Source organism: Corynebacterium accolens, assembly GCF_023520795.1.
In the GTDB taxonomy this organism is placed as follows: domain Bacteria; phylum Actinomycetota; class Actinomycetes; order Mycobacteriales; family Mycobacteriaceae; genus Corynebacterium; species Corynebacterium accolens.
The window spans coordinates 1,853,942-1,876,937 of sequence record NZ_CP046605.1 but is presented as its reverse complement, the minus strand read 5'-3'; the positions used below and the strand labels follow the sequence as shown (position 1 = coordinate 1,876,937).

The 22,996-nt window shown below is 62.3% G+C and carries 16 protein-coding genes and 1 pseudogene; 5 read left to right on the top strand and 12 right to left on the bottom strand.

All coding sequences use genetic code 11. The annotated features are described in order from the left end of the window. Nucleotides 1-184: 184 nt before the first annotated feature. Nucleotides 185-721, bottom strand: a complete 537-nt coding sequence (locus tag CACC_RS08900) for a type II toxin-antitoxin system PemK/MazF family toxin (RefSeq protein WP_005278018.1) — start codon at nucleotides 719-721, stop codon at nucleotides 185-187. Between the two features lie 18 nt (nucleotides 722-739). On the opposite strand from CACC_RS08900, the gene lepA reads away from it, so the two are divergent. From lepA to efeB, 4 genes are all read left to right on the top strand, one after another. Continuing rightward, complete coding sequence (gene lepA / locus CACC_RS08895; protein ID WP_005278019.1) at nucleotides 740-2,590, top strand: translation elongation factor 4; 1,851 nt, start codon at nucleotides 740-742, stop codon at nucleotides 2,588-2,590. A gap of 246 nt (nucleotides 2,591-2,836) precedes the next feature. After that, the gene (locus CACC_RS08890) at nucleotides 2,837-4,738 is read left to right on the top strand and encodes a phospholipase C (protein WP_005278024.1); all 1,902 of its coding nucleotides are present in this window, start codon (nucleotides 2,837-2,839) and stop codon (nucleotides 4,736-4,738) included. A 3-nt stretch (nucleotides 4,739-4,741) separates the two neighbouring features. Further along, nucleotides 4,742-5,863, top strand: coding sequence for an EfeM/EfeO family lipoprotein (locus CACC_RS08885; protein WP_005278025.1), 1,122 nt, complete (start codon nucleotides 4,742-4,744; stop codon nucleotides 5,861-5,863). Beyond that, on the top strand, nucleotides 5,863-7,089 hold the full coding sequence (gene efeB, locus CACC_RS08880) for an iron uptake transporter deferrochelatase/peroxidase subunit (protein ID WP_005278027.1): 1,227 nt from the start codon (nucleotides 5,863-5,865) through the stop codon (nucleotides 7,087-7,089). The genes CACC_RS08885 and efeB overlap by 1 nt, the downstream gene beginning before the upstream one ends. 398 nt (nucleotides 7,090-7,487) lie before the next feature. Here the strand turns inward: efeB and CACC_RS08875 are convergent, their stop codons facing one another. Further along, complete coding sequence (locus tag CACC_RS08875) at nucleotides 7,488-8,477, bottom strand: HNH endonuclease signature motif containing protein (RefSeq protein ID WP_005278029.1); 990 nt, start codon at nucleotides 8,475-8,477, stop codon at nucleotides 7,488-7,490. 157 nt (nucleotides 8,478-8,634) lie between these two features. Between CACC_RS08875 and CACC_RS08870 the strand changes: the two genes are divergently transcribed. Continuing rightward, nucleotides 8,635-10,011, top strand: coding sequence for a M20 metallopeptidase family protein (locus tag CACC_RS08870; protein ID WP_005278031.1), 1,377 nt, complete (start codon nucleotides 8,635-8,637; stop codon nucleotides 10,009-10,011). A 2-nt stretch (nucleotides 10,012-10,013) separates the two neighbouring features. On the opposite strand, the gene CACC_RS08865 is transcribed toward CACC_RS08870, so the two are convergent. The 10 genes and pseudogenes from CACC_RS08865 to CACC_RS08820 form a co-directional block, all read right to left on the bottom strand. Further along, entirely contained in the window at nucleotides 10,014-10,394 is a 381-nt protein-coding gene (locus tag CACC_RS08865; protein WP_005278033.1) for a hypothetical protein, read from the bottom strand. After that, nucleotides 10,394-12,194 (bottom strand): annotated as a pseudogene (locus CACC_RS08860) (BCCT family transporter). The gene CACC_RS08865 and the pseudogene CACC_RS08860 overlap by 1 nt, the downstream one beginning before the upstream one ends. 141 nt (nucleotides 12,195-12,335) lie before the next feature. Then, complete coding sequence (locus CACC_RS08855) at nucleotides 12,336-14,027, bottom strand: FUSC family protein (protein ID WP_005278038.1); 1,692 nt, start codon at nucleotides 14,025-14,027, stop codon at nucleotides 12,336-12,338. 60 nt (nucleotides 14,028-14,087) lie between these two features. Next, nucleotides 14,088-15,536, bottom strand: a complete 1,449-nt coding sequence (locus CACC_RS08850; protein WP_005278041.1) for an ATP-binding cassette domain-containing protein — start codon at nucleotides 15,534-15,536, stop codon at nucleotides 14,088-14,090. After that, entirely contained in the window at nucleotides 15,533-16,354 is an 822-nt protein-coding gene (locus CACC_RS08845; protein ID WP_005278043.1) for an ABC transporter permease, read from the bottom strand. Before CACC_RS08845 ends, CACC_RS08850 begins: the two co-directional genes overlap by 4 nt. After that, on the bottom strand, nucleotides 16,351-17,316 hold the full coding sequence (locus CACC_RS08840; protein WP_005278045.1) for an ABC transporter permease: 966 nt from the start codon (nucleotides 17,314-17,316) through the stop codon (nucleotides 16,351-16,353). Before CACC_RS08840 ends, CACC_RS08845 begins: the two co-directional genes overlap by 4 nt. After that, on the bottom strand, nucleotides 17,313-18,833 hold the full coding sequence (locus tag CACC_RS08835; RefSeq protein ID WP_035108411.1) for an ABC transporter substrate-binding protein: 1,521 nt from the start codon (nucleotides 18,831-18,833) through the stop codon (nucleotides 17,313-17,315). Before CACC_RS08835 ends, CACC_RS08840 begins: the two co-directional genes overlap by 4 nt. Nucleotides 18,834-19,033: 200 nt before the next feature. After that, a complete protein-coding gene (locus tag CACC_RS08830; RefSeq protein WP_005278049.1) occupies nucleotides 19,034-20,053 on the bottom strand; it encodes an LLM class flavin-dependent oxidoreductase in 1,020 nt (339 codons plus the stop codon). Nucleotides 20,054-20,219: 166 nt separating this feature from the next. Continuing rightward, nucleotides 20,220-21,647 carry a branched-chain amino acid transport system II carrier protein gene (gene brnQ / locus CACC_RS08825; protein ID WP_005278051.1) on the bottom strand — a complete coding sequence of 476 codons (1,428 nt, stop codon included), beginning with the start codon at nucleotides 21,645-21,647 and terminating at the stop codon, nucleotides 20,220-20,222. A 210-nt stretch (nucleotides 21,648-21,857) separates the two neighbouring features. Next, nucleotides 21,858-22,988: a MalY/PatB family protein gene (locus CACC_RS08820; protein ID WP_005278058.1), complete on the bottom strand. Its 1,131-nt coding sequence runs from the start codon at nucleotides 22,986-22,988 to the stop codon at nucleotides 21,858-21,860. Between the last annotated feature and the right edge of the window lie 8 nt (nucleotides 22,989-22,996).

The following is a 22,996-nucleotide window of genomic DNA, read 5'->3' as shown; positions in this document are numbered from 1 at the left end:
AAACCCGCCGGACGTGTCCCGCGAATCCCCTCGCTAAGAACGAGGAGAGCGCTCGGCGCTGGTATTCGAAGAGCGAACCCAAGGTCCTGCCCGCCCCGACCAACGCGCCCGGAAAGTAAGTAACTTGCACATAGTAGCAGCGCAACCGCGCACCAGCCAAGTCTGCGGGCGCCGCGCCGCAGAACTACGCCCAGTGATAGCGCGAGCGCAAGCGGTTGGCAATCCTTTCGAACCTGCGTTCTGGGAAAAGGATGCCCTGGCGGCGCACCTGCTCCTCGGAAACCTCCAATAAACGGTCCAAGCGCACCCAGCAATTGCGCCCAGAGGCGTCCCACTCGCCGCAGCCGATTTCGAGCCAGGCATCGTCAAGCGCATGCTCCGGGTTGGCGGAAATGAGCAGGCCCGTCACCGTGGTGCGGGTGCGCCCGACCACCAAGATGGCGCGCTCGCGGGGAGGGGACTGCTTGCCTTCCGAAGGCGTCCACACCCACACCACCTCGCCGGAATCGGCCTGGCCATCCATATCGGGGGAGAAGAAGATGGAACGGGGGTGCGCCGCGGTGGCCTCGACCTGGATGGAGGCGGCCTTGCGCGGCTCGTGGCTGTGGGTGGACCTGTCCAGCCCTAACTGGGAGTTGATGCGGTTGAGGCCGGAGTCCACGGGCTCGCGCTCGCTGATTCCGAGCGCCTCGCGCAGACGGGTGAGCATGCCGGAATTCATGTCGACTATTGTAGACGTATGTCTGAAAACTTTGCGGCCACGACGTTTACGGATCCCTCCCGGATCCGTAACTTCTGCATTATTGCTCACATCGACCACGGAAAGTCGACGCTGGCAGACCGCATCCTGCAGCTATCTAAGGTGGTTGCGGAGCGCGATATGCGTGACCAGTTCCTCGATAATATGGATATCGAGCGTGAACGCGGCATTACTATTAAGGCGCAGAACGTGCGCCTGCCGTGGGTGCCGCAATCGGGGGCATCGGCAGGCGAGCAGATTGTCATGCAGATGATCGATACGCCCGGCCACGTGGACTTTACCTACGAGGTCTCCCGCGCGCTCGAGGCGTGTGAGGGAGCCATCCTGCTTGTCGATGCCGCCCAGGGCATCGAAGCCCAAACCCTCGCCAACCTGTACTTGGCGATGGAAAATGACCTGGAAATCATCCCGGTGCTCAATAAGATCGACCTGCCCGCGGCGGACCCAGATAAGTACGCGCTGGAAATCGCCAATATCATCGGCTGCGAGCCCGAGGAAGTGCTGAAGGTATCGGGCAAGACCGGTGAAGGCGTGGTTGAGCTGCTCGATAAGGTCTGCGAGTTGGTGCCGCCGCCGTCCTCGGAGTACGAGCCCGATGCGCCCGCGCGCGCGATGATTTTTGACTCCGTCTATGACACTTACCGCGGCGTGGTGACCTATATCCGCATGGTGGACGGCAAACTCACTCCGCGCCAGAAGGTGACGATGATGTCCACCAACGTCAACCACGAGCTGCTGGAAATCGGCATCGTCTCGCCCACGATGCAAAAGTGCGATGGCCTGGGCCCCGGCGAGGTGGGCTACCTCATTACTGGCGTGAAGGACGTGCGCGAGACTAAGGTGGGCGATACCGTTACCTGGTCCCATGGCGGCGCCGAAACCCCGCTCAAGGGCTACAAGGACCCTGAACCGATGGTCTATTCCGGGCTTTTCCCCATCTCCCAGGCCGATTTCCCCGACCTGCGTGATGCGCTGGAAAAGCTGCAGCTTAACGATGCCTCCTTGACCTTCGAGCCCGAGACCTCCGTCGCCCTTGGCTTCGGCTTCCGCTGTGGTTTCTTGGGCCTGCTGCACATGGAAATCACCCGCGACCGTCTGGAGCGCGAGTTCGGTCTCGACCTGATTTCTACCGCCCCGTCCGTGACCTACCGCGTGGTGGCAGAAGATGGCGAGGAAAGCTGGGTTCACAACCCTTCGGACTGGCCGGAAGGCAAGCTCAATGAGGTCTACGAGCCCATTGTTTCCATGACCGTCATCGTGCCCGAGCAGTTCGTCGGCCCGACCATGGAGCTATGCCAATCCAAGCGCGGCCAGATGGGTGGGATGGATTACCTGTCCGAAGACCGCGTGGAGCTGCGCTACACCATGCCCTTGGGTGAGATCATCTTCGACTTCTTCGACATGTTGAAATCCCGCACCAAGGGTTACGCCTCGCTCAACTACGAGGAGGCCGGCGAGCAACAATCGGACCTCGTCAAGGTGGATATCCTCCTCAACGGCGACCCGGTCGATGCCTTCTCCGCTATTATCCACCGCGATTCCGCCCAGTGGTACGGCAATAAGATGACCAAGAAGCTAAAGGAATTGATTCCACGCCAGCAATTCGAGGTCCCCGTCCAGGCGGCCATTGGTACCAAAGTCATCGCCCGCGAAAACATCCGCGCCATGCGCAAGGACGTGCTGGCCAAGTGCTACGGCGGCGATATCTCGCGTAAGCGCAAGCTGCTGGAAAAGCAGAAGGCGGGTAAAAAGCGCATGAAGACCTTGGGCTCCGTGTCGGTGCCGCAGGAGGCCTTCGTGGCGGCGCTGTCGACCGATGGGGACGACTAGGCACTGGAAAGTGCAGCGTAATAGTACCTTAACTTTCAGTTAACAATCTCCGCGGTGGCCGCCGCCTAAAAGCGAGGTTGAGCTGCACCTATAGGGCATTCCTGAGACCAGGAATGCCCTTTTTGAGTATTTGCGGTTTATAGGTGGGCGGCGTTTAATTTCGATTCGAAAGCGACCGATGACTCTTCGGCGAGCCACAGCCACTTTCTCCCTCTTTGTTTCACTCGACTTAAGGCGGAAAATAAGATGAAGCTTCGCTCTCGCGCTGTGGCAGTGTGCGCCGCAGCTGCTGCTACAACCTCTCTGGTTCCCGGCATCGCGCAGGCCGAAACCAAGACCCCCATCGATCACGTCGTGGTCATTTACTCCGAAAACATTTCCTTCGACCACTACTTTGGCACCTACCCACACGCCGCAAATAACGACGACGAGAAACTCCAGGGCAGCGAGAAGCCCGCCCCCAAATTCACCGCCAAGGACGATACCCCGCGGGCAGAAAACCTCGAAAATACTGACCTGCTGGGGGAGAAGAACCCCAACTCCATCAAGCCCTTCCGCATCGCTCCCGAACACGCCGTGACCACGGACCAGAACCACCATTACGCCGATGAGCAGGAAGCCTACAACGGCGGCAAGATGGACAAGTTCCCGGAGACGGTGTCCACGGACATCGATAAGTATGGCGAAGGCTCGTACGCCACCCCCGGCATGACCATGGGATACTACGACGGCAATACCGTGACCGGCCTGTGGAACTACGCGCAGAACTTCGCGCTGAATGACAACAGCTTTTCCACTATCTTCGGACCCTCCACCCCGGGCGCGCTGAACCTGATTTCCGGCACCGTCGCGGATGCCACCATGCACGACCCAGCCACGGGCGACCAGCAGAAAATCGAGGATGGCAAGAACCACGCCCTGGCCGGCGTATCCGAGGACGGCAGCACCGCCACCGTCGTGGGCGACCCAGACCCGCTTTTCGATGACTGCTCCAATAAGTCCTCCGCCGGTACCAACCAAGTCACCGCGATGCACTCCAAGAACATCGGTGACCAGCTCAACGATAAGGACGTCACCTGGGGCTGGTTCCAAGGCGGATTCCGCCCCACCGATGAGGCGACGAAGGACTCCCGCGCCCGCTGCGGTTCTTCGCACACCACGCTGACCGGCCAGAACCAGACGGATTACAACCCGCACCACGAGCCGTTCCAGTACTACGCCTCTACCGCCAACCCGCACCACCTGGCCCCGTCCAGCGATGACATGATTGGCAAGACCGACCAGGCAAACCACCAGTACGACCTCGCGGACTTCGATACCGCCATCGAGCAGGGCAACCTGCCCTCCGTGTCCTTCCTCAAGGCCGCCAACTACCAGGATGGCCACGCCGGTTACTCCAACCCGCTGGATGAGCAGGCGTTTATCACCCACTACATCAACGAGCTGCAGAACTCCCCGGAGTGGGATTCCACCGCAGTCGTCATCGCCTACGACGATTCCGATGGCTGGTACGACCACAAGGCGCCGGAAATCCTTAATGGTTCCGCCGACCCGCACCAAGATAAAGAAATCTGCACCGCCGCTGCCGCAAAGGTAGGCATCAAGGGCGATAAGAACGGCCAGTGCGGCCCCGGCACCCGCCAGCCGCTGCTAGTTGTATCCCCCTACGCCAAGACCAACCACATCGATTCCACCTATACCGAGCAGACCTCGGTGACCAAGTTCATCCAGGACAACTGGGGCCTCGGCCGCTTGGGCGGGGATGCCTTCGATGACCGCGCGGGTGAACTCACCGGCATGTTCGACTTCGCCGCCGCGGAGAAAGCCCCGAAGCTCTTCCTCAACGAAACCGATGGCACGGTGGCGGAGGATTACAGCTCCGTCGAGCGCGTCGACGACACCTCGCGCGCTGGCACCAACCTGAAGCCGGTTGTCGATGGTATGAATGACACCAAGGTTACCGAGCAGGGCGTTCCCGCCGTGACCACGCTGGATAAAGCCCAGCAGCCGGACACCAACCACGCCGCATCCGGTTCCTCCAAGGCAGGCATCATCGGCATCCTCGCCGCACTGGGCATCGCCGCCGGTATCATCGGCTGGTTCATGAGCGGCCACCCCGGCCTTGATTTGAAGAACCTGCCATTCTAATTTATGAAGATTTCCCGTTTCGCCACTGCATTCGCGCTCGCCGTTGGGCTTTCCATCCCGCAAACGGCTGCCCAGGCGAGGCTCGCCGGGCACAGCGACGAGCAACCCACGCGCGAGCTCGCCGTGCGCGATGTGTATTCCTGCCCGGCGCCTGAGGACGTGCAGGGTGAGGCGAAATGGAAGATCAATAACACCACCGGGCTTGCCCTCACGGTCTACGTTTCCGATGACAAGGGCAATGCCTACCAGGTTCTCGAGCGCATCGGCACCCCTGCCGTGCGCGAGTGGAACCCGCAGCTGGAGGACGGAACCTACCACCTGACCTGCGTATTTCACAACGACTCCGCCGTGGAGTCGGACGCCTTCACGGTAACGGGGTCCACGGTGAGCAACGCGCCCAAGATGGTTCCCATTACGGATCACGAGGTTGCCGCGGTGTCCATCAAGCAGGCAGAAAACCAGAAAGAGCGCGTGCCGGAGCTGCAAAAGCGCGCGCATGCGCTTGCCGATGCCACCTCCTCCTCCCGCTCCGCCGCCAAAGCCGCCTACCTCGACTACCTGGAGTATTACCGTTCCTTCGACGATTCCAGCGCGGAGTGGCCGGGCCCGGATTTGGAGGGTTACGAAGACATCGAGCGCATCCTGTGGTCCAATCGCCCGCCTAGCGATGCCGCCCTGCCCGCCACCGCGCTTGCCGATGCCACCGACAAAACCGCCCACGCCCTCGATACCGCCCATTTCGCCATCCCCGCCCCGGATTATGGGCTGCGCGCGCATGAGGTGATGGAGGAGTTCGAGCGCTTTGACCTGCGCGGCGAGCGCGATTTCGGCGCCCATGCCCTGCCTGCCGCCCTGCGCGGGGTTATTACATCGACGCGGGTGACGTTGGATCCCGTGCGCTCCTTGGTCGAGGATCGCGGTTTAGACACCGCTCCCATCTATGATCAGCTCGCGGATTTGGACTCCCTTGCTGAGGAATTCGACGATAAATACGGTGGTGCGTCTAGCGTCGCTTTTGCGGACTGGCCGCAGGAGGACCGCTTGCGCTTGCAGGCGGGCGTCGCCAAGGCGAATGAGCTGCTCGCCCCGGTTGCCACCATGACCGTTATCCGGAGGATGAACTAGTGCCGTGCCCGTTTAACTTTTCCCGCCGCTCCTTTTTGTCTGGCCTCGCCGCCTCCGCGGCCGTCGGCGCAGCCCCGGGAGCAGGAGCCGAGCCCACCTCGCTTCCGCTGGAATCCACCGATTCACTGGATCGCCCGGGCGCGCTGGATTTTCACGGCGAACACCAGCAAGGCATCATCAATCCCCCGCAGAAGTACTCGGAAATAGTGGCGCTGGACGTGCAGGTGAAGACAAAAGCCCGTTTGGACAAGCTCCTGCGCACACTAAGTGAAAGGGCGCGCATCTTAACCGCTGGTGGCACGCCCGCGCCCGATGGCATTGCTTACCCGGCGATGGATTCGGGCGAGCTGGGCCCAGAGCTGCCGGCCGATCACTTATCCATCACCCTCGCAGTGGGCGATTCGCTTTTCGATGACCGCTTCGGCCTTGCCGCCCACAAGCCCGCCCACCTGCGCGCGATGGAAGCATTTGCCGATGACTCCCTGCAAGAAGAAATGTGCCACGGTGACTTAGCCTTGCAGATTTGCGCCGATGAACGCGATACCGTTCTCCACGCGCTGCGCGATATCTTGCGACATACGCGCGGCGATGTGGCGGTGCGCTGGCGGCAAAATGGTTATATGAATTCCCCGCGGCCATCGGGCACGCAGCGCAATCACCTGGGGTTTAAGGATGGCATCGTCAATCCTGGCCCCGATGACTACGATTCGCTCGTATGGGCCGGTTCGGATGAGCCTGCCTGGGCCGCGGGCGGTAGCTATATGGCGGTGCGGCTTATTGCCATGTACACCGAGTTTTGGGACCGCATTTCCATCGCCGAGCAGGAGCAAATCTTCGGCCGCGACCGCGTAACCGGCGGCCCGCTATCGGGCGGCGATGAACACGCCGAACCAGATTACCTCGATGATGCCACCGGCGATGTCATTCCCACCGATGCCCACATCCGCCTGGCCAACCCCCGCACCCCAGAAACCGCTGACCAACTTATGCTGCGCCGCGCTTATAATTACGACAACGGCGTGCGCGATAATGGCACCCTCGACGTGGGGCTGGTCTTCATCTCCTTCCAGCAGGACCTGGAACGACAATTCGTTACGGTGCAAAAACGCCTCGAAGGCGAACCGCTGGCTGATTATATCCGCCCCTACGGCGGCGGCTACTTCTATGCGCTTCCCGGCATCACCGATGAATCCGATTATTTCGGCCGCAGCCTCCTCGAAGCCTAAAACCTCCTACCCAGCTAGCCACTGGTCGCTCGTGAACATCTATCACCGCGCCAAGGCCCTGACTTAGCACCCAGCGATGGAGGCACACCACAACGCACCGTCGGCACAGGGTCTCCCGGTGCACCGTTCTCCCGGCACAAAGATCCCACGGCGCCCGGATCCCAGGGCGCCCTGTCTTCTGGCACACGGTTCCCACGACGCACGAGCCTTACGGCGCACGGGTCTCACAGCATACGGGCCGCAGGGTAGATGGCTTATGGCATGCCAAACCGGCAACCGCTAAACCAGCGGTTGCTATCGGCGGCAATGAGAAGAGCAACGGTAGGAAAAGGCGCCACTTACTTAGGAACCCCAGAACTGCTCGGGGCCGGCTCATTCGAATCAAGTAAAGGCGGCACCTAGCCGGGCGGCGAGGCCCAGGGCGGAAGCCATTCGATGCGGCCGCGGTGTCGATGCAGGCGGCCGCGCACCGGCGGGGCGTGCGGGTCATCGTCGTTGACGCCGTTGTGATAGGGGCAAGCAATGGTCAGGTTGTCCATATTCGTCTCGCCGCCGTGCTTCCACGCCTGGAGATGGTGGACTTGGCATTTATCGGCCGGATAATTGCACTCCGCCCACGGGCAGGAGGGGTTTTCGGCAGCGGCCATCAGCCGCTGCTTTTCAGAGGCGAACCGCGAGGTCCTATAGAGGTTGACCGGGCCCTCGAAGGGATGGATGAGGGTGACAAGTCCAACCTCGGCAAGCTTTTTCTCCACCAACTTGGCCCCGGAAATTTCGGCACCGTTGGTCATCTGCAGCGTGACCTCTTCGCCGCCACCATTTAATATCTCATCCAGCTCATCGAGGTGGATGACGATATTGGTGCTAGCCACCGGGCGCGTGGCACCACCGCGGAAGAAGATGCGGTCGACGGCCTCGAGCGGGGAATCCTCCCCAATGGTGGAGTGCAGGTCGGCGATGAAATCGGAATCTCCAGTAATAGACAGCGTGGAGGGCCCGCCTTTGCGCCGGGTCATGCGCACCCCGCGCTGGGGCTGGCGGGGAGGATACATTTCCTTGAGCCGAGTGCGCGCCAGCTTGTCGATGTCCCCCGAAGTTCCACACAACTCTGCCCGCAGCGCCCACGCATCCCGCTTCGTCTTGGTGCGGGAGACGTATTTTTCAATCAACTTGAGCGTGGTTAAGCAGTGCTTCGTCGCCCGGCACGTGCGCTGGCGGCGGGTAAAGGAGGTGGGGCCGAAGTAGGCATCGGCAAGCAGCAGCAATTCGCGCGATTCCTGCCGGGAAATGCCAAGCCGCCGCAGGTCCGCCTCGGCAAGGCCGAAGACCTCGCCGAGAAGCTCCATCGGCGAGGTTAATTGGCGGGCGTAGTCTTGCAAGCGGGTCATGCCTGCGAGGTTAAGCCACCGTCCACCCGCGGGAAAGCCTGCGTCGCCCCGCCTGTGGATAACTCGCCCCACGCGTCACACCTGACGCCTCGACGCCCATTCACCCTGTGGATAACCTGCGGTATTGTCGAATACGACAGCGAGTAAAGGAGCCCACATGACTGATCCCACGAAAATTGTCCGCCCCAACCACCCCGGCCGTAAGTCCGTCCCGCGCCAGGCGCAGGAGTTGCCGCCGCTGCCGGTGACAAGGGCGCGCATCGGCAAGCAGCCGGCGACGGAGATTTTTCAGGACATGGGCGAAAACATGGTGGAGGACCTGCAGGACATTCGGCGCGATTTGCACCGCCACCCGGAAATCGGGCTGCACCTGCCGCGTACACAGCAAAAGGTCCTCGAGGCGCTCGAGGGACTGCCGCTCGAGATTCATGTGGGGCAGGACCTTAGCTCCGTGGTGGCGGTGCTGCGCGGCGGCAAGCGCGGCGAGCGGCCGGTTTCGGTGCTGTTGCGCGCGGACATGGACGCGTTGGAGGTGCATGAGCAGACCGGCAGCCCCTTTGCGTCGATCAATGAATACATGCACGCCTGCGGCCACGACCTGCATACGGCGGGGCTGATTGGGGCCGCGCGCATGCTCTGTGAGCACCGCGAGGAGCTGCATGGCGATGTCACCTTTATGTTCCAGCCCGGCGAGGAAGGCCCGGGCGGTGCGCAGCCGATGATCGAAGAGGGCGTGCTCGATGCCGCTGGCCGACGCCCAATCGCCGCCTACGGCCTGCACGTGGGCCCGCAGGACCGGGGTACGTTCCACTATGTTCCCGGGCCGATGATGGCAAGCTCGTCCAACCTGACCATTACGGTGCTGGGCAAGGGCGGGCACGGGTCCCGCCCGCACGATGCCATCGACCCCGTCGCGGCGCTGGCGGAAATCCAGATGGCACTGCAGACCGCGCTGACGCGCCGCTTCGACGCGCTGGAGCCCATCGTGATCACCGTGACCAACCTATGGGCGGGCAATGGTGCGTATAACGCCATTCCGGATCGCGCGGCGCTGGGGGCGACGGTGCGCGTGCTTCGCGATGAAAAGATCGACGCCGTCCGCCAAATGATCACCGAGGTCTCTAGCTCGGTGGCTGCCTCACACCGGTGCACCGCGCAGGTGGATTTCGAGGTGTTGTATCCCACGACCAAGACGAACCCGCGGGAGAACCAATTCGCTGCCACGCTGTGGGGGCAGATGTTTGGCGCGGAAAACATGCAGCCCTTCGAGGCCCCTATGATGGCGTCCGAGGACTTCGGCTATGTCCTTTCCCAAGTGCCGGGCACGTTTATGTGGATGGGCACGGCCAACCCTTCGACGCCCGAAAACCAGCGCGAGTGGAATCACTCGCCGATGATGCGTTTTGATGACTCCGTGCTCGGCATGCAAGCGGCGGCGCTCGCCGCCGTGGCTTTCGAGCGACTGGCCACCGAAAACGAGCACCCTTCCGCGCAGACCAAGGCCATGCGCGAGGCCGCCGGCGTGCAGAAATAATGTTAATGTCGGCGGATAACGGCAGAGCCGAGGCCGATGAGCGCGATGGCGCCGACAATGATGGAGGCTACCGGCCAGTACTGCGGGAAGTACTTGAGCGTATAGCCGAAGACCTGGCCGTCATCGAAGCGCCGCGCCAAGGCGAAGGGCATCCACCATAGCTTGCTGACCGTGAGCACCGCGCCCAGTACACCGGCGATGACCCGCCCGCGCCCGCGTAGAAATATGCTGGAGGCCACGAGTACGATGCCGGCGATGGTGAGTGCGAAGAGCAGGGGAGTGTTGGTGCTAAGCGGCGAGCCGCGCAATAAGAATTCGTGGTCAATCTCGTGCTGCTCTATGAGGGTGTAGCCGTCGAGGACGACGTCGCTGGGAAGACCCATTACTTCTCCTCCTCTGGGTCGTAGCCATCGGACCATTCGCCGGTTTCGAAGTCATAATCGACGTTTCGACCTTCTTCGTCCGTGCGCTGGTACCACTCAGTGTAGCGGTCTGCGGCGGAATCGAAGTCATGGCCGGCCCCGCGGCCGTCTTCGGCGTGCTGGACGGAGAACTCGAACTCATCGCCATGCTCTGCGATGCCGCGCATGACCGCATTGTCCATTGCCGAACGGGCATAGGTGCGGCGGATAAACATTGGATCAGACCGCAGATCCTTGATGAACGCCACCATCATGGTTAGCAGCACGAGGCAGAAGGGCAAGGCGGCTAGGATGGTGAGGTTTTGCAGGCCCGTGAGCACGTCTTCGCCGCCGGTCAACAGCATGACGATGGCAATTCCCATCATGCACAGGCCCCAAAAGATGACGATGAGCTTATTCGGGGTTGGATCGCCCTTGGAGGACATGGTGCCCATGACCACGGATGCGGAGTCAGCCGAGGTGACAAAGAAGACCGCGAGGATGACCAAAAGGATAAAGGGGGTGATGGTGCCAAGGGGAAGATCCTGGAACATCGAAAAGAGCACCTGTTCATTGGAGGATTCACCGTCGATGCCCTCTACGCCGTCTTGGTTAAAGGTGATGGCGGTGCCGCCAAAGATGGTAAAGGCCAGCGCCAAGATGGCGGTGGGGGGCGAAGATGGTCACGGCGGCGAATTCGCGAATGGTGCGGCCGCGGGAGACGCGGGCGACGAACATGCCCACAAACGGCGTCCACGCAATCCACCAGGCCCAGTAAAACGCCGTCCAGTAAGACTGGAATTCAATGGTCTCATCGCCCCAGGATAGCCCCTTGGCCATCATGGGCAGGAATTGATCGATATAGGTCACGATGCCCGAAGGAATCAGGTTCAGCAGCAATAGGGTGGGCCCGACCAAGAAGACGAAGGCTACAAGCCCCAAGGTCAAGGTGATATTGATATTGGACAGGTAGCGCACGCCACGCGCGACGCCGGAGACCGCGGAGATAATAAACGCGCAGCCTAACACGGCGATGACGATGATGAGCGCGGAATTGGTCATGGGGCCCGCGCCGCGAATGATACTGACACCCTGGCCGATTTGAATAGCAGAAAGCCCCAAGGTAGCGGCGGTGCCGAAGAGGGTGGCGATAAGCGCCATGACATCGATAAGCTTGCCCAGCGGGCCGTCCGTGGCACGGGAGCCGAAGAGCGGCTGGAAGATGGAAGAAATGAGGGGAACGCGCCCGCGCCGGTAGGAGGAATAGGCAATGGCCGCGCCGACTAAGGCGTAGGCCGCCCATGGGGAAATGCCCCAGTGGAAGTGCGACTGGGCCATTGCCTGGTGCAGTGCCTCGACGGAGCTGCCATTATCCACGGTGTGCGGGGGAGGGCTGAGGTAGTGCGATAGCGGCTCGGATGGGCCGTAGAAGAAGATGCCGACGCCGATGCCGGCGCCAAACATCATCGCTACCCAGCTGAAGTAGCTGAATTCGGGCGTTTCCGTATCCGTGCCAAGCTTGATGCGGCCGAGGCGGGAGAACCCGATATAGGCCATGGTCACGGTGGCTAGCAGCATCGTGATATTGAGCAACCATCCGGTATTGGTGATGGCCCAGTTAAAGGCAGTGGAGGAGGCGGCGGCCAGGTTATCGGGCATGGTAATGCCCCACATAATGAAGGCCACGATGAGGAAGGCGGTGATGGAAAATAACGATTTATCCAGGCCGAAGCGGTTGCGTTGGTCCTCAACGCTGATGCCAGGCACCAGCCCGGGGTGCATATTGTGCGGGTAGAGCCCGACGGCGCTGCCCTTATCGTGCGGTTCGAGGGAGCGCTTGTAGGCGCGGGAGGAAGAAGTCACGGTGTCCTTAGATCGGCGGGGTCCGACCTAATTGTTCAGCACCACAGCGCATTCCACAAGCTAGCGCGGTTGGGCATGCGCGGCGTGAATCTGCTTGACGATGCCATCTAGCTCCTCCCTGCTTGCCATCCTGAACGGGTGCGTGGAGCAATAGTCGAGTAAGAAATACCCCGCGTGCTGGATGGCGATGTGCCGCGGCCACAATTCTCGCGCGGTGGCGGGGTTATCGGCGGCGAGGGATTGGATGGCGCGGCGCTCGGATAACAACTCGTATTGCAGGTCGCGGCGGCTGGTTAGGACCTCTTCGGGGGTATTGATAAACAGCAACCCGAGCAGGGTGGACATGGATTCCATGGCGCGGGTTTGCAGGCGGTGCTGGTTCCGGACGGGCGCGGAGCGCTGCCAGAGCCACAGCACGATGGTGGCCACGATGATGGAGATTAGGACCTCGCTGATGCGCGCCTGGATAGTGGGCCAGAGGGGGCGCTGCGCGGAATTGCCCATCAGGAGCGCGAGCGGGGTGGAGAAGATGACGCAGATGGCGTAGTTCTTGGCCACGAAAATCTCCGCGCAGAATTGGCAGGCGGCGAGGGCTAGCAGCAGGCTCCACCCGGACACGCCGAAGTAGTGGAAGATAGAAAACAGCATGACGCCGACGATGGAACCGGCCATGCGGTGGATGCCGCGGACGGTGCCGGCAACGTGGTCTGGTCCCCACTGCAGCATGAGGAAGGCGGAGACCACGCCCCAGTCGGGGCGGTCAAAACCTAAAGACAGGCTGACCACCGTGGTGATAGCGGCGGAGACCACAATCTTCTGCGTGGTCACCATGGCATGCGAATCCCGCACCGCGGCGCGGTAGATGCGGTAGCGCCCGGTGGGGCGGGTGTGCGGGATGGCGGTGCGGTGCGGATCCACATCGGTGGCGTAATCGGTCAGCAGATCCGAAGAAGATCCCAAATCCAGCGCGCGGTTATGCGCGACGATGCGCCTTTGGGCCTGCAAGGTGCGATCCACCAGGCCCGCGGCGGCGGAGTTGATGATGCGGCCACCGCGGATAATGCCGGCATCGGCAAGCGCTTGCCAGGCCGTCGACAGCGCCGTTTGGGCCTGGTGGTGGCGCGCGAGGGAATCGTCCTCGCCGGAGACAAACGCCGCGGTGGCCTTTTCCAAGCCGGCGACGGCGCGGCGCTCGGGGCCGTGCACATCAATGAGCGCGGGCGCCATGCCCAGAATCAGGCTGGCCAGCACGCCCGTTAGGGACCAGAAGAACAGCTGGCCGACGCTCGTATCCGTCCGCGCCAGCATCACCGAACCGCCGCCGACCAAGACGAGGAAGAAGGCGCCCGGCGGCGGCAGGCGCAGCGCGTTCTGGGTAAAGCCGCAGAGCGCGGCGAGCAAGAGGGAATAGAATCCGGCGAGCAGCAGCCACCAGTGCCCGTGCCCGGGGACGAAAATGAGGTGGCCGACCAGCACGCCCACGGTCGCCACGGTGGTCAGGGCCAGGCCCGCGGTGAGGATGACGCGGGGCCGGGTGCGAAAGGGGTGGCCCTCGCCGAAAATCACGGCAAAGGCGCCGGTGGCCAGCAGCAGGATGGCGTAGTCGTGGCCGGTGAGCAGGGCGAAGGCGCCGGGAAGCAGCAGCGCCAAGGCCGCGCGCAGGGCACCGGGCCAGCGCACGGAGGCGGTATTAAAAGCGGTCAGCAACTGGGTGGTGCTGGGGCGTTGCGGGATAGGGTGGTCGGTGCTCACGAGCCTGCGGGACTCCTTTCGTTAGAAACTTCTACCGCAACCACCCTACGCTGCGCGAGCTTATTGCCCAGCGGCGGCGATGAGCCGGCGGGTGTAGTCGCTCTTGGGCTTCGACCACACGCGCTCGGTGGGCCCGTGTTCGACGAGCTCGCCGCGGTTGAGCACGGCGACCCTATCGCAGAGCCCGCGCACCACGGAGAGGTCGTGGGTGACAAAAAGCAGGGTCAGCCCGCGGTCCTCGATGAGGCGGGCGAGCAATTCCAGCACCTGGGCTTGCACGGACATGTCGAGGGCGGAGACGGCTTCATCGGCAAGCAGGATATCCGGCTCGCCGCACAGCGCGCGGGCGATGGAGATGCGTTGGCGCTGCCCGCCGGAAAACTCGTGGGGAAAGCGGTCGAGCGCCTTGCCGGACATGCCCACCTCTTCCAACGCGGCGGCGGCGCGCTCGCGCTGCTCGGACTTGGGCAGGCGCCCGGGCATGGCCTCGGCGATGGATTTCCATATCTTCAGCCGCGGGTTCAGCGAACCTTGCGGGTCTTGGAAGACCATTTGCACGCGCCCGTCCACGGTGCTAGTTCCAGAGGTGGGGGCATCTAGCCCCGCCACGATCTTCAGCAGGCTGGTTTTGCCGGAACCGGAGCCACCGACGATGCCGAGCCGCTCGCCGCGGCGCACGCGGAGATCGATTCCCGCCAGCGCGGCCTGGGAGCTATGCTGCTTGCCGATGCCCTCCAGCACCACCACTTCCTTCTCCCCACCCGCCGGGGTGAGGGCGAAGTCTGGCGGCTGCGAGGCCGAAACCAGTTCTTGGGTATAGGCGTGGCGCGGCTGAGTGAGCACGCGCTCGGTGCGGCCTTCCTCCACGATGTAACCATCGCGCATGACCAGCACCCGCGGGCACATGCGCTGGATGACGTTGAGGTCGTGGGTGATAAAAAGCAGGGCGGTGCCGCGTTGTTCGGTCACGCGCTCGATGACGCGGAGGACCCCGTCCTGCGTGGTGGCATCGAGGGCGGTGGTGGGCTCGTCGCAGATGAGCACGTCGGGGCTGCCTGCCATCGCCATGGCTAAGAGCACGCGCTGGCGCTGCCCGCCGGAGAGCTGGTGGGGAAAGCGGGAGGCGAGGTTGGCGTCGAGGTCGACCTCTTCTAGGGCCGCGGCGATATCGTGCGCACCGGCGTGGGTGAGCTGGGCGCTAATGCGCATCAAGGGATCCAGCGCGCTCATGGGTTCTTGAAAGACCATGGCCATGGTCTTTCCCCGCAGTGGGCGGATGGCGGAATCCCGCGCGCCGATGATCTGATGATCGGCCACGGTGACCTCGCCGGTGGCGGAAATCCCCGTGGGCAGCAGGCCCATGATGGATAGCGCGGTCAGTGATTTACCGGAGCCGGATTCGCCGATGATCCCGAGTTTTTCGCCAGCCTCGAGATCGAAGCTAAGCGGGCCGACGAGGGAGGATTCGGAGGCGCTGAGGCTGAGATCGCGCACGCTTAAAAGGCTCATCGCGTGGCTCCTTTCATACGGGGGTCGAGGGCGTCACGGAGGGCATCGCCAAGCAGGTTAAAGCCCAAGACCGTGGCGGCGATGGCGAGGCCCGGCCACAGGGCCTGGAGGGGATCGGTGCTCAGCAGCGACTGGGCATCCTGCAGCATGCGGCCCCACGAGGCAGCAGGGGGAGGGGTGCCCAAACCGAGGTAGGACAGGCCCGCCTCCGCGAGGATGGCGAGGGCAAAATACACCGAAGCCTGGACGATGATAAGGCCCGCGATATTCGGCAGCACGTGGCGCACCGCAACCTTCCATCCCGGCACAGCGGAGATGCGGGCGGAGGCGATATAGTCCTGCGTGACCACCTGCAGCGTGCCAGAGCGCGCCACTCGGGCAAAGGACGGGATGCCGGAAATACCGATGGCAATCATGGCAGTCAACGTCGATGGGCCCCAGACCGCGCCGGCGATGATGGCGAGCAAGAGCGCCGGGAAGGCGATGACGACGTCGGCGCCGCGCATGACCACCGCTTCTACCCAGGTGCCGCGGCGCATGCCCGCGAGAATTCCCAGCGGGATGCCGATAAGACCTGCGATGCCGACGGCGATGAGCCCCACGAAGACGGTGATTTTCGCGCCCGCCATGATGCGCGAGGCGGTATCGCGCCCGAAGCGGTCCGTGCCCAGGATATGATCCGCGGTGGGGCCGGATAGCCGGCTACCCGGCTGGGCGAGGGTGGGATCGTACGGCGTCCACACCAGCGATACGAGGGCGATTACGACGACCGCGCCGACGAGCACGGCACCTAGCCAACCAGAAAAACGCATTTTCATCGCGCGTCACCTGCCTTGATTCGGGGGTCGATGAGGCGGTAGGCGACATCGGTAAGCATGTTTACTGCCAGCGCGAAGGTGACCAGCAGCATGACGAGGGTCTGCACCGTGGTCAGATCGCGCACGGAGACCGCATCGAGCAGCATGGATCCCACGCCGGGGATGACGAAGACGGATTCAATGACCACGGCGCCTACCACCATCGAGGTCAATTGCAGGCCAGAGACCGTGAGCACCGGCAGGGCGGCATTGCGCAGTCCGTGGCGGTGCAGGGCCTCCCGCGGGGAATCGCCCAGGGCGCGGGCGGTGCGGATATAGTCCTGGTCCATAACGTCGATCACCGAGGAGCGCATATAGCGCGTGAGCATGGCGCCCTGGACCAGGGCCAAGGCGATGACCGGCAGGATCAGGTGGCGCAGGAAATCGCCCACGCCGCGATTCGGCGGAACCCAACCATTGGCCGGTAGCCAGCCCAGGTGGACTGCAAAGATGGCCACCAAGATGATGCCGACCAAGAAGCTTGGCACGGCGATGCCCAACTGCGTTCCCGCGGAGACCAGGCCGGCAACCCGCGAATTGCGGTTATGCGCCAGCCACATGCCGATGGGAATCGCGCAGGCCAGCGCCAAGGCCATGGCTAGGACGATGAGGATGAGCGTGACCTGCAGGCGGTCCACAACCAGCGGGGTGATGTCCTGTTGCGAGGACAGCGACTTGCCAAAATCGCCGGTGGCAAGGCCCTTCATCCACTCGCCGTATTGCGCGATGAGCGGCCGGTCGAGGCCGAGATCTGCGCTGAGCTCGGCGATGGCGTCCTCAGTGGCATTAACGCCCAACGCGACGCGCGCCGGGTTGCCGGGCACGGCGCGCATGAGCGCGAAGATGATGAGGGAGGCGATAAAAAGCGTGAGAACGAAGCGTAGCAGCGGCCGGATTATGGCCTGTGCCCGAGAGGTACTCATTGGTCCTCCTTGTCGTCGGTGAGATCGCGCAACACGATGGCGTCGGTGACCTGATTGGTGTGCAAGCCGCTGATGCCGTGGCGCGTTAGAACGACATTCGGCATATTCATCACGGTAAGCGCGCCGGCATCGGCCATGATTTGGTCCACGACCTGCGTCATGCGGCGGGGATAGTCTTCAGGTGCTGCGGTATCGGCCTTTTCGAGCAGCTCGCGCGTGCGGGCGGAATCGTAATTCAGGTAGTAATCCGGGTTGCCAAAAAGCGCCGGAATATCGCGGGCCTCCACGTGGGAGATAATCGACATCTGGTAGTCCTTGGCGCCGTGAACCTGGCCCAGCCACACGGCGGGGAACTCGGCGGTTTCGAGGGTGACGTCGAAGCCGACATCGGAAAGCTGCGAGTACAGCAGCTCGGAGATGGCCTGGGCATAGTAGAGCGTAGGCACGGTGATGGTGAGTGGGGTGCCCTCAGCGTCGGCATCGGCAAGCAGCGAGCGGGCCTTATCCGGGTTGAAGTCGTAATAGTTCTTGCCCTCGAACCAAGGATCGGTGGGCGCCATGGGCGCGCCGCCGGTATCGGTGGCCATGCCAGACCACACGATGTCATTGGCCGCTTGACGGTCGACGGCGTAAGAAACGGCCTGGCGCACCCGCGGATCGTCGAAGGGGGCGCGGTCATTATTCATCGATAGCAAGACCTCACCATTGGTGGTGCCAACGTTGGTATCGATGGAATCATCTAGGGAATCGAGGATTTCGGGGTTGCCCACGCCCCAGACGACGTCCACGCCGCCCGAGCGCAGCGCGGTGACCGAGGAAATGGCATCGGGGAAGTAGCGCACCGTGACATCGTGTTCAGACGGTGTGCCCCAGTAATCATCGCGCTTGTGCAAGGAGACGAATTCCGAGGGGGAAAATCCCGCCACCTCATAGGGGCCGGTGCCGATAGGTTGGGCTGCGAGGTCGTCCATACTCTTAGGTGACATCATCGCACCGATGGTGGTGCCCATGGACCACAGCCAGCGGTTCGACGGCTTGTCCAGCCGCACCTTGAGGGTGTGGTCATCTACCGCGGTGGCGCTATCGACGGGATCCATGGCGGAGGAAATGCCGTTGGCCCAGTCATTTTTGACGTAATTAATGGAAAAGGCGGCGGTCTGTGCGGTGAAGGGATCGCCGTTGGAAAAAGTTACGTCATTGCGCAGGTGGAAAGTATAGGTCTTCGAATCTTCACTGATGTCCCAGTCCTTGGCCAAGCCTGGGGTGATGGACCCGTCTTCATCGATGCGCACCAGGGTCTCATAGACGTTATCCATCAGCACCGAGGGCGCGGCGGCCCCACTGGTAGTGGTGAAGTCGAGCGAGGTGGCCCCCGAACTAGACGCCACCGTTAGGGCGGCTTCGTTGCCGGAGGTATCTACCACCGCCGTATGGCCCGCTGAACAAGCTGTTACTGTACCCAGCGCTGTCGCCATCGCGAGACAGCCAAGCGCTGAGCGCGCACGTAATACTTTCATGGATGAAGAATAACGTGTGCGTTATGCAACACATAAACTCCCTAAAACCATTCGGGGGTGGGCTTATTTTACCATTAATTAGGGCAATCTCAGCGGCTGTTGTGCGGCGAATCCGGTGGTGCTGAGCAGCCAGAATGGTGCGGCTGAGGGCTGCCCCGCTCGGTGCAGCCCGGCGCCGTTTAGCGCAGCGAGGCGGGGGCTTAGCGCGGGGTGCCCGCCACGTTGGCTGGATCGAGCTGCCAGCCCTCGGCAAGCACGTGCATGTTCTTAATAACATTCTCGTGTGAGCTGGACTGCAGGGAAATCATGAGCTCATCGGCCTTGGCGTGCTCTTGGAACTTCTCCAGGTATTCGGTGACTTCCTTGGTGGTGCCAACCGCGGAGTAGCGCAGCATGTCCAGGATTTGCTGGCCTTGGTAAGACTCGATGATCTGCTCTACCTGCTGGTCGGTCAAGTACTTGCCGCGGCCGGCGAAAGACTTCACGCGGTTAAAGCACACGCGCTCGTACTCAGCTTCTGCCTCTTGCATAGTATCGGCGGCGGTGACGTTGACACCGGCGATGACGTAGGGCTTGCTAAACCGCTCGGAAGGCTGGAAGTTCTCCCGGTAGTAGGTCGTTGCTTCCTCGAGGTGCTGCGGGGCGAAGTGGGAGGCAAAGGCGTAGGGCAGGCCGAGCTTTGCCGCGAGCGAAGCGCCGAACATGGACGAGCCCAGAATATAGATAGGAACGTTCGTATTGGCACCGGGAACCGCGCTGACCCCAGGAATATAGGCCTTGCCCTCCAGATAAGCGTTGAGCTCTTTGACGTCTTCTGGAAAACGCTCGGCGGATTGACCATCGCGGCGCAGCGCACGGCCCAAGGTATTCATGTCCGTGCCGGGGGCGCGGCCGACGCCCAAGTCGATGCGCTCCGGGTACATCTCCTCTAGGGTGCCGAATTGCTCGGCGATGACGTACGGCGAGTGGTTGGGCAGCATCACGCCGCCAGAGCCCAACCGGATGCGCTCCGTCTTCGCGCCGATGTGCGCGATGAGGACGGCGGGCGCGGAGGACATAATGGACTTCATATTGTGGTGTTCGGTGTACCACATGCGGGAATACCCCAGCTTTTCGGCTTCTTGGGCCAATTCCACCGACCGGTTAATGGATTGGGCGGGGGTTTCACCGTCATAGATGGTGCAAAAGTCCAATACGGAAAGCGGCGCGTGATCAGTCATGGGAAAATAATCCTTTTTCTCGCGGGAATAGTACCTATAGTGCAACGGTACGCGGGGCAGCGCTATTCCGTGCTTCTTGCGCGTGGAGTACGCCCGCAGACAGAAACCCCGCCGCAGAACCCGAGGAATGCGGGCCAACGGCGGGGCAGAGAAGGAGGGAGGGAGCTTAGCTCTTTGGCGATGCCGCTGCATCGAGCGGCGAGTCAACGACGGCATCGCCATCGGCATCGGCAGCCGCGGTCACGGAGTTGGAGTGCTTCTCGCCGGCCTTGGTGGAGATATCCACAATCAGGCCAATGACGGCCGCGATGACGGTGGGCATAATCCAGCCCAGATCCACCGCTTGGCCAGGCGCCAAAGACAAGATGGGATCCAAGGCGGCAGTGCCCCAACCCTGCGCGGAAATGACGGTCAGGGCGGACCAGATGACCGATACCCACAGGGCAAGGCGGTAGGTCCAGTAGAACACGACGGAATTCTTGACCGCCGGCTGGATAAGCGTGAGCAGGATAAGGGAGATAGCCGGTGGGTACAGGAAGGTGATAAACGGCACCGCAATGGACAACACGGTGTCGAGGCCCTGGAAGGCGAAGAGGATGGACATCGCGGTAAAGATGCAGGCCCACAGGTGGTAGGTCGTCTTAGGCACCAGCATCTCGAAGAACGCGGAGGTCGCGGTGATAAGGCCCACCGCGGTGGTCAGGCAGGCGAGGACGACGATGGCGGAGAAGAGGGCCTGGCCGAAGGTACCCATGGTGAGATTGGCGGCCTCGGCAAGCAGCGGCGCACCTGAATCATAGGACTGGCCATCGGGCAGGGTCTGGCCCACCCAGGCCAACCCCAAGTAGATGGCGGCAAGCAGGGCGCCGGCGACAAGCGCCGCGGTGATGGTGCCCTTCACCAGGGACTTTTGGGTCTTAAAGCCCTTAGAGCGCAGGGAACCCACGATGACGATGGAAAAGGCCAGGCCGGCAATCGCGTCCATGGTGTTATAGCCCTCGAAAAGGCCGGTGACCATGGGGGAAGAAACGTAATCGTCGGTCGGCATCTGGGGATCGCGCGGGTGATTCAGCGCGGCCAAGGTAATGAGGATGACCAGCAGCGCAACCAGGGCCGGGGTGAGGAATTTGCCCAGCGTATCGATGATGGAATTGGGCTTCCACGCAAGGCCTAACGCGATGAGGAAGAAGACAGTATTGAATAAACCGCTGGCCAGGGTGCCTTCCCAACCCAACAGGGGAGTAATCGCCGTTTCCATGGAGACCGCGCCGGTGCGCGGGAGCGCGTAGAAAGCGCCGATAGACAGGTAGGCCATGGCGGAAAAGACGACGCCGAAGATAGCGCCGCCATTCGCGCCCAGGTCGCGCACGGAGCGGCCGGAAATCGCGACCGCGATGATGGCCAGGACGGGCAAGAGTACGCCGGCGGCGAGGAAGCCCAGCACGGCGGGCCAGAAGTTGGTACCGGCGGATACGCCCACCATGGGCGGGAAAATGAGGTTGCCGGCGCCGAAGAACATCGAAAAGAGCATGAGCGAGGCAATGACAACGGTGGCCTTGCTCTTGGGGGTGCCTGAGGCAGTGGTGGTAGCCATCCTGGCTCCTTAACATTGCGTACTAAAACCATCAGCCGCGCCGAGAGCCGTGGTGGCAGGCGACGCGAACGAGAATGCGAATTCTGTAGCCCTATAGGGGCTATTCGTGTAATGAGATATTACTGCCCACCTGTTGAGAAATCAAAGCATGGTGAAAATGCAATAAAAGCCCCATCGCGGGTGCGATGGGGCGGGGGAGAAAGGTAAGAACTAGTCGAGCTCGGCGAAGGTTTTTTCCATGCGGTCGAGTGCCTCGCCCAAGATTTCGCGGGAGGTAGCGAAGTTCAACCGCGCGTGGCCGGGGCCGCCGGTGCCGAAGGTATCGCCCTCGTTGAGCGCGACGCGGGCATTCTCGCGGAGCCACTTAGCAGGCTGGGGATTGCCGGCGATAGCGGTATCGGAAAAGTCCAGCCACAACAGGTAGGTGGCCTGCGGCTGCGAGGTCTTCAGCCCGGGGATGCGCTGCGGCAGTTCTTCTACCAGCCAGTCGCGGGTCTCGCGTAGGTATTCAATTTCCTCGTCCAGGAAGTCCCCACCGTGGCGGTAGGCGGCCTCGGCTGCAAGCACACCTAAGGTGCCGGTACCGTCTTTGGCCACACCGGTCAGCCCGTTCCACTTTTGGGCATCGGCGGCATTGGAAAAGATGATCTGCGCGCACTTAAGTCCCGCGGTATTAAAGGCCTTGGAGGTGGCGGTGACGGTGATGGTGCGCTGCGCTGCTTCCTCGCTTAGCGATGCCACCGGGATATGCTTTCCTTCATAGACCAGCGGGGCATGGATTTCATCGGCCAAGATGCGGGCATCGTATTTCTCCGCCAACTCCACCAGCCCGCGGAGGTAGTCCTCCGACAAGACGTGGCCGTGCGGGTTATAGGGGTTGGCCAAGAGAATAGAACCGGCACCGTCCTTGAAGGCCTGCTCGATTTCCTCTAGCTCGAGGCTGGTTTCGATCTTTTCGCGCCCAGCCGTGCGGGGAAGTTCCAGCAGCGGTGGGTAGGAGGGCACGGGCACGATGACGGGGGAATCATCGCGGGTAAAGTACTGCACGCCGAGCAAGAGGCCGCGGACGACATCGCCTATCCAGAAGATGTGATCGGCATTGGGGCGCCAGTCGTAGCGCTCCGCATAGAAATCCGCGACGGCCTCGCGCAGCCCCGAGGCCTTGGGGGAGGGGGTATAGCCGAAGGTTTCATTATCCACCATCTCCTGCAGCGCCTTCTTGACGGCGGGGGCGGTGGGGAAATCGGACTCCGCGATCCACAGCGGGAGGACGTCTTCATCGAAGACGGTCCACTTGCGGGTTCCGCGGGCTTGCAACTCTTCTAGGCTAGGAAACTGCATGCACACAA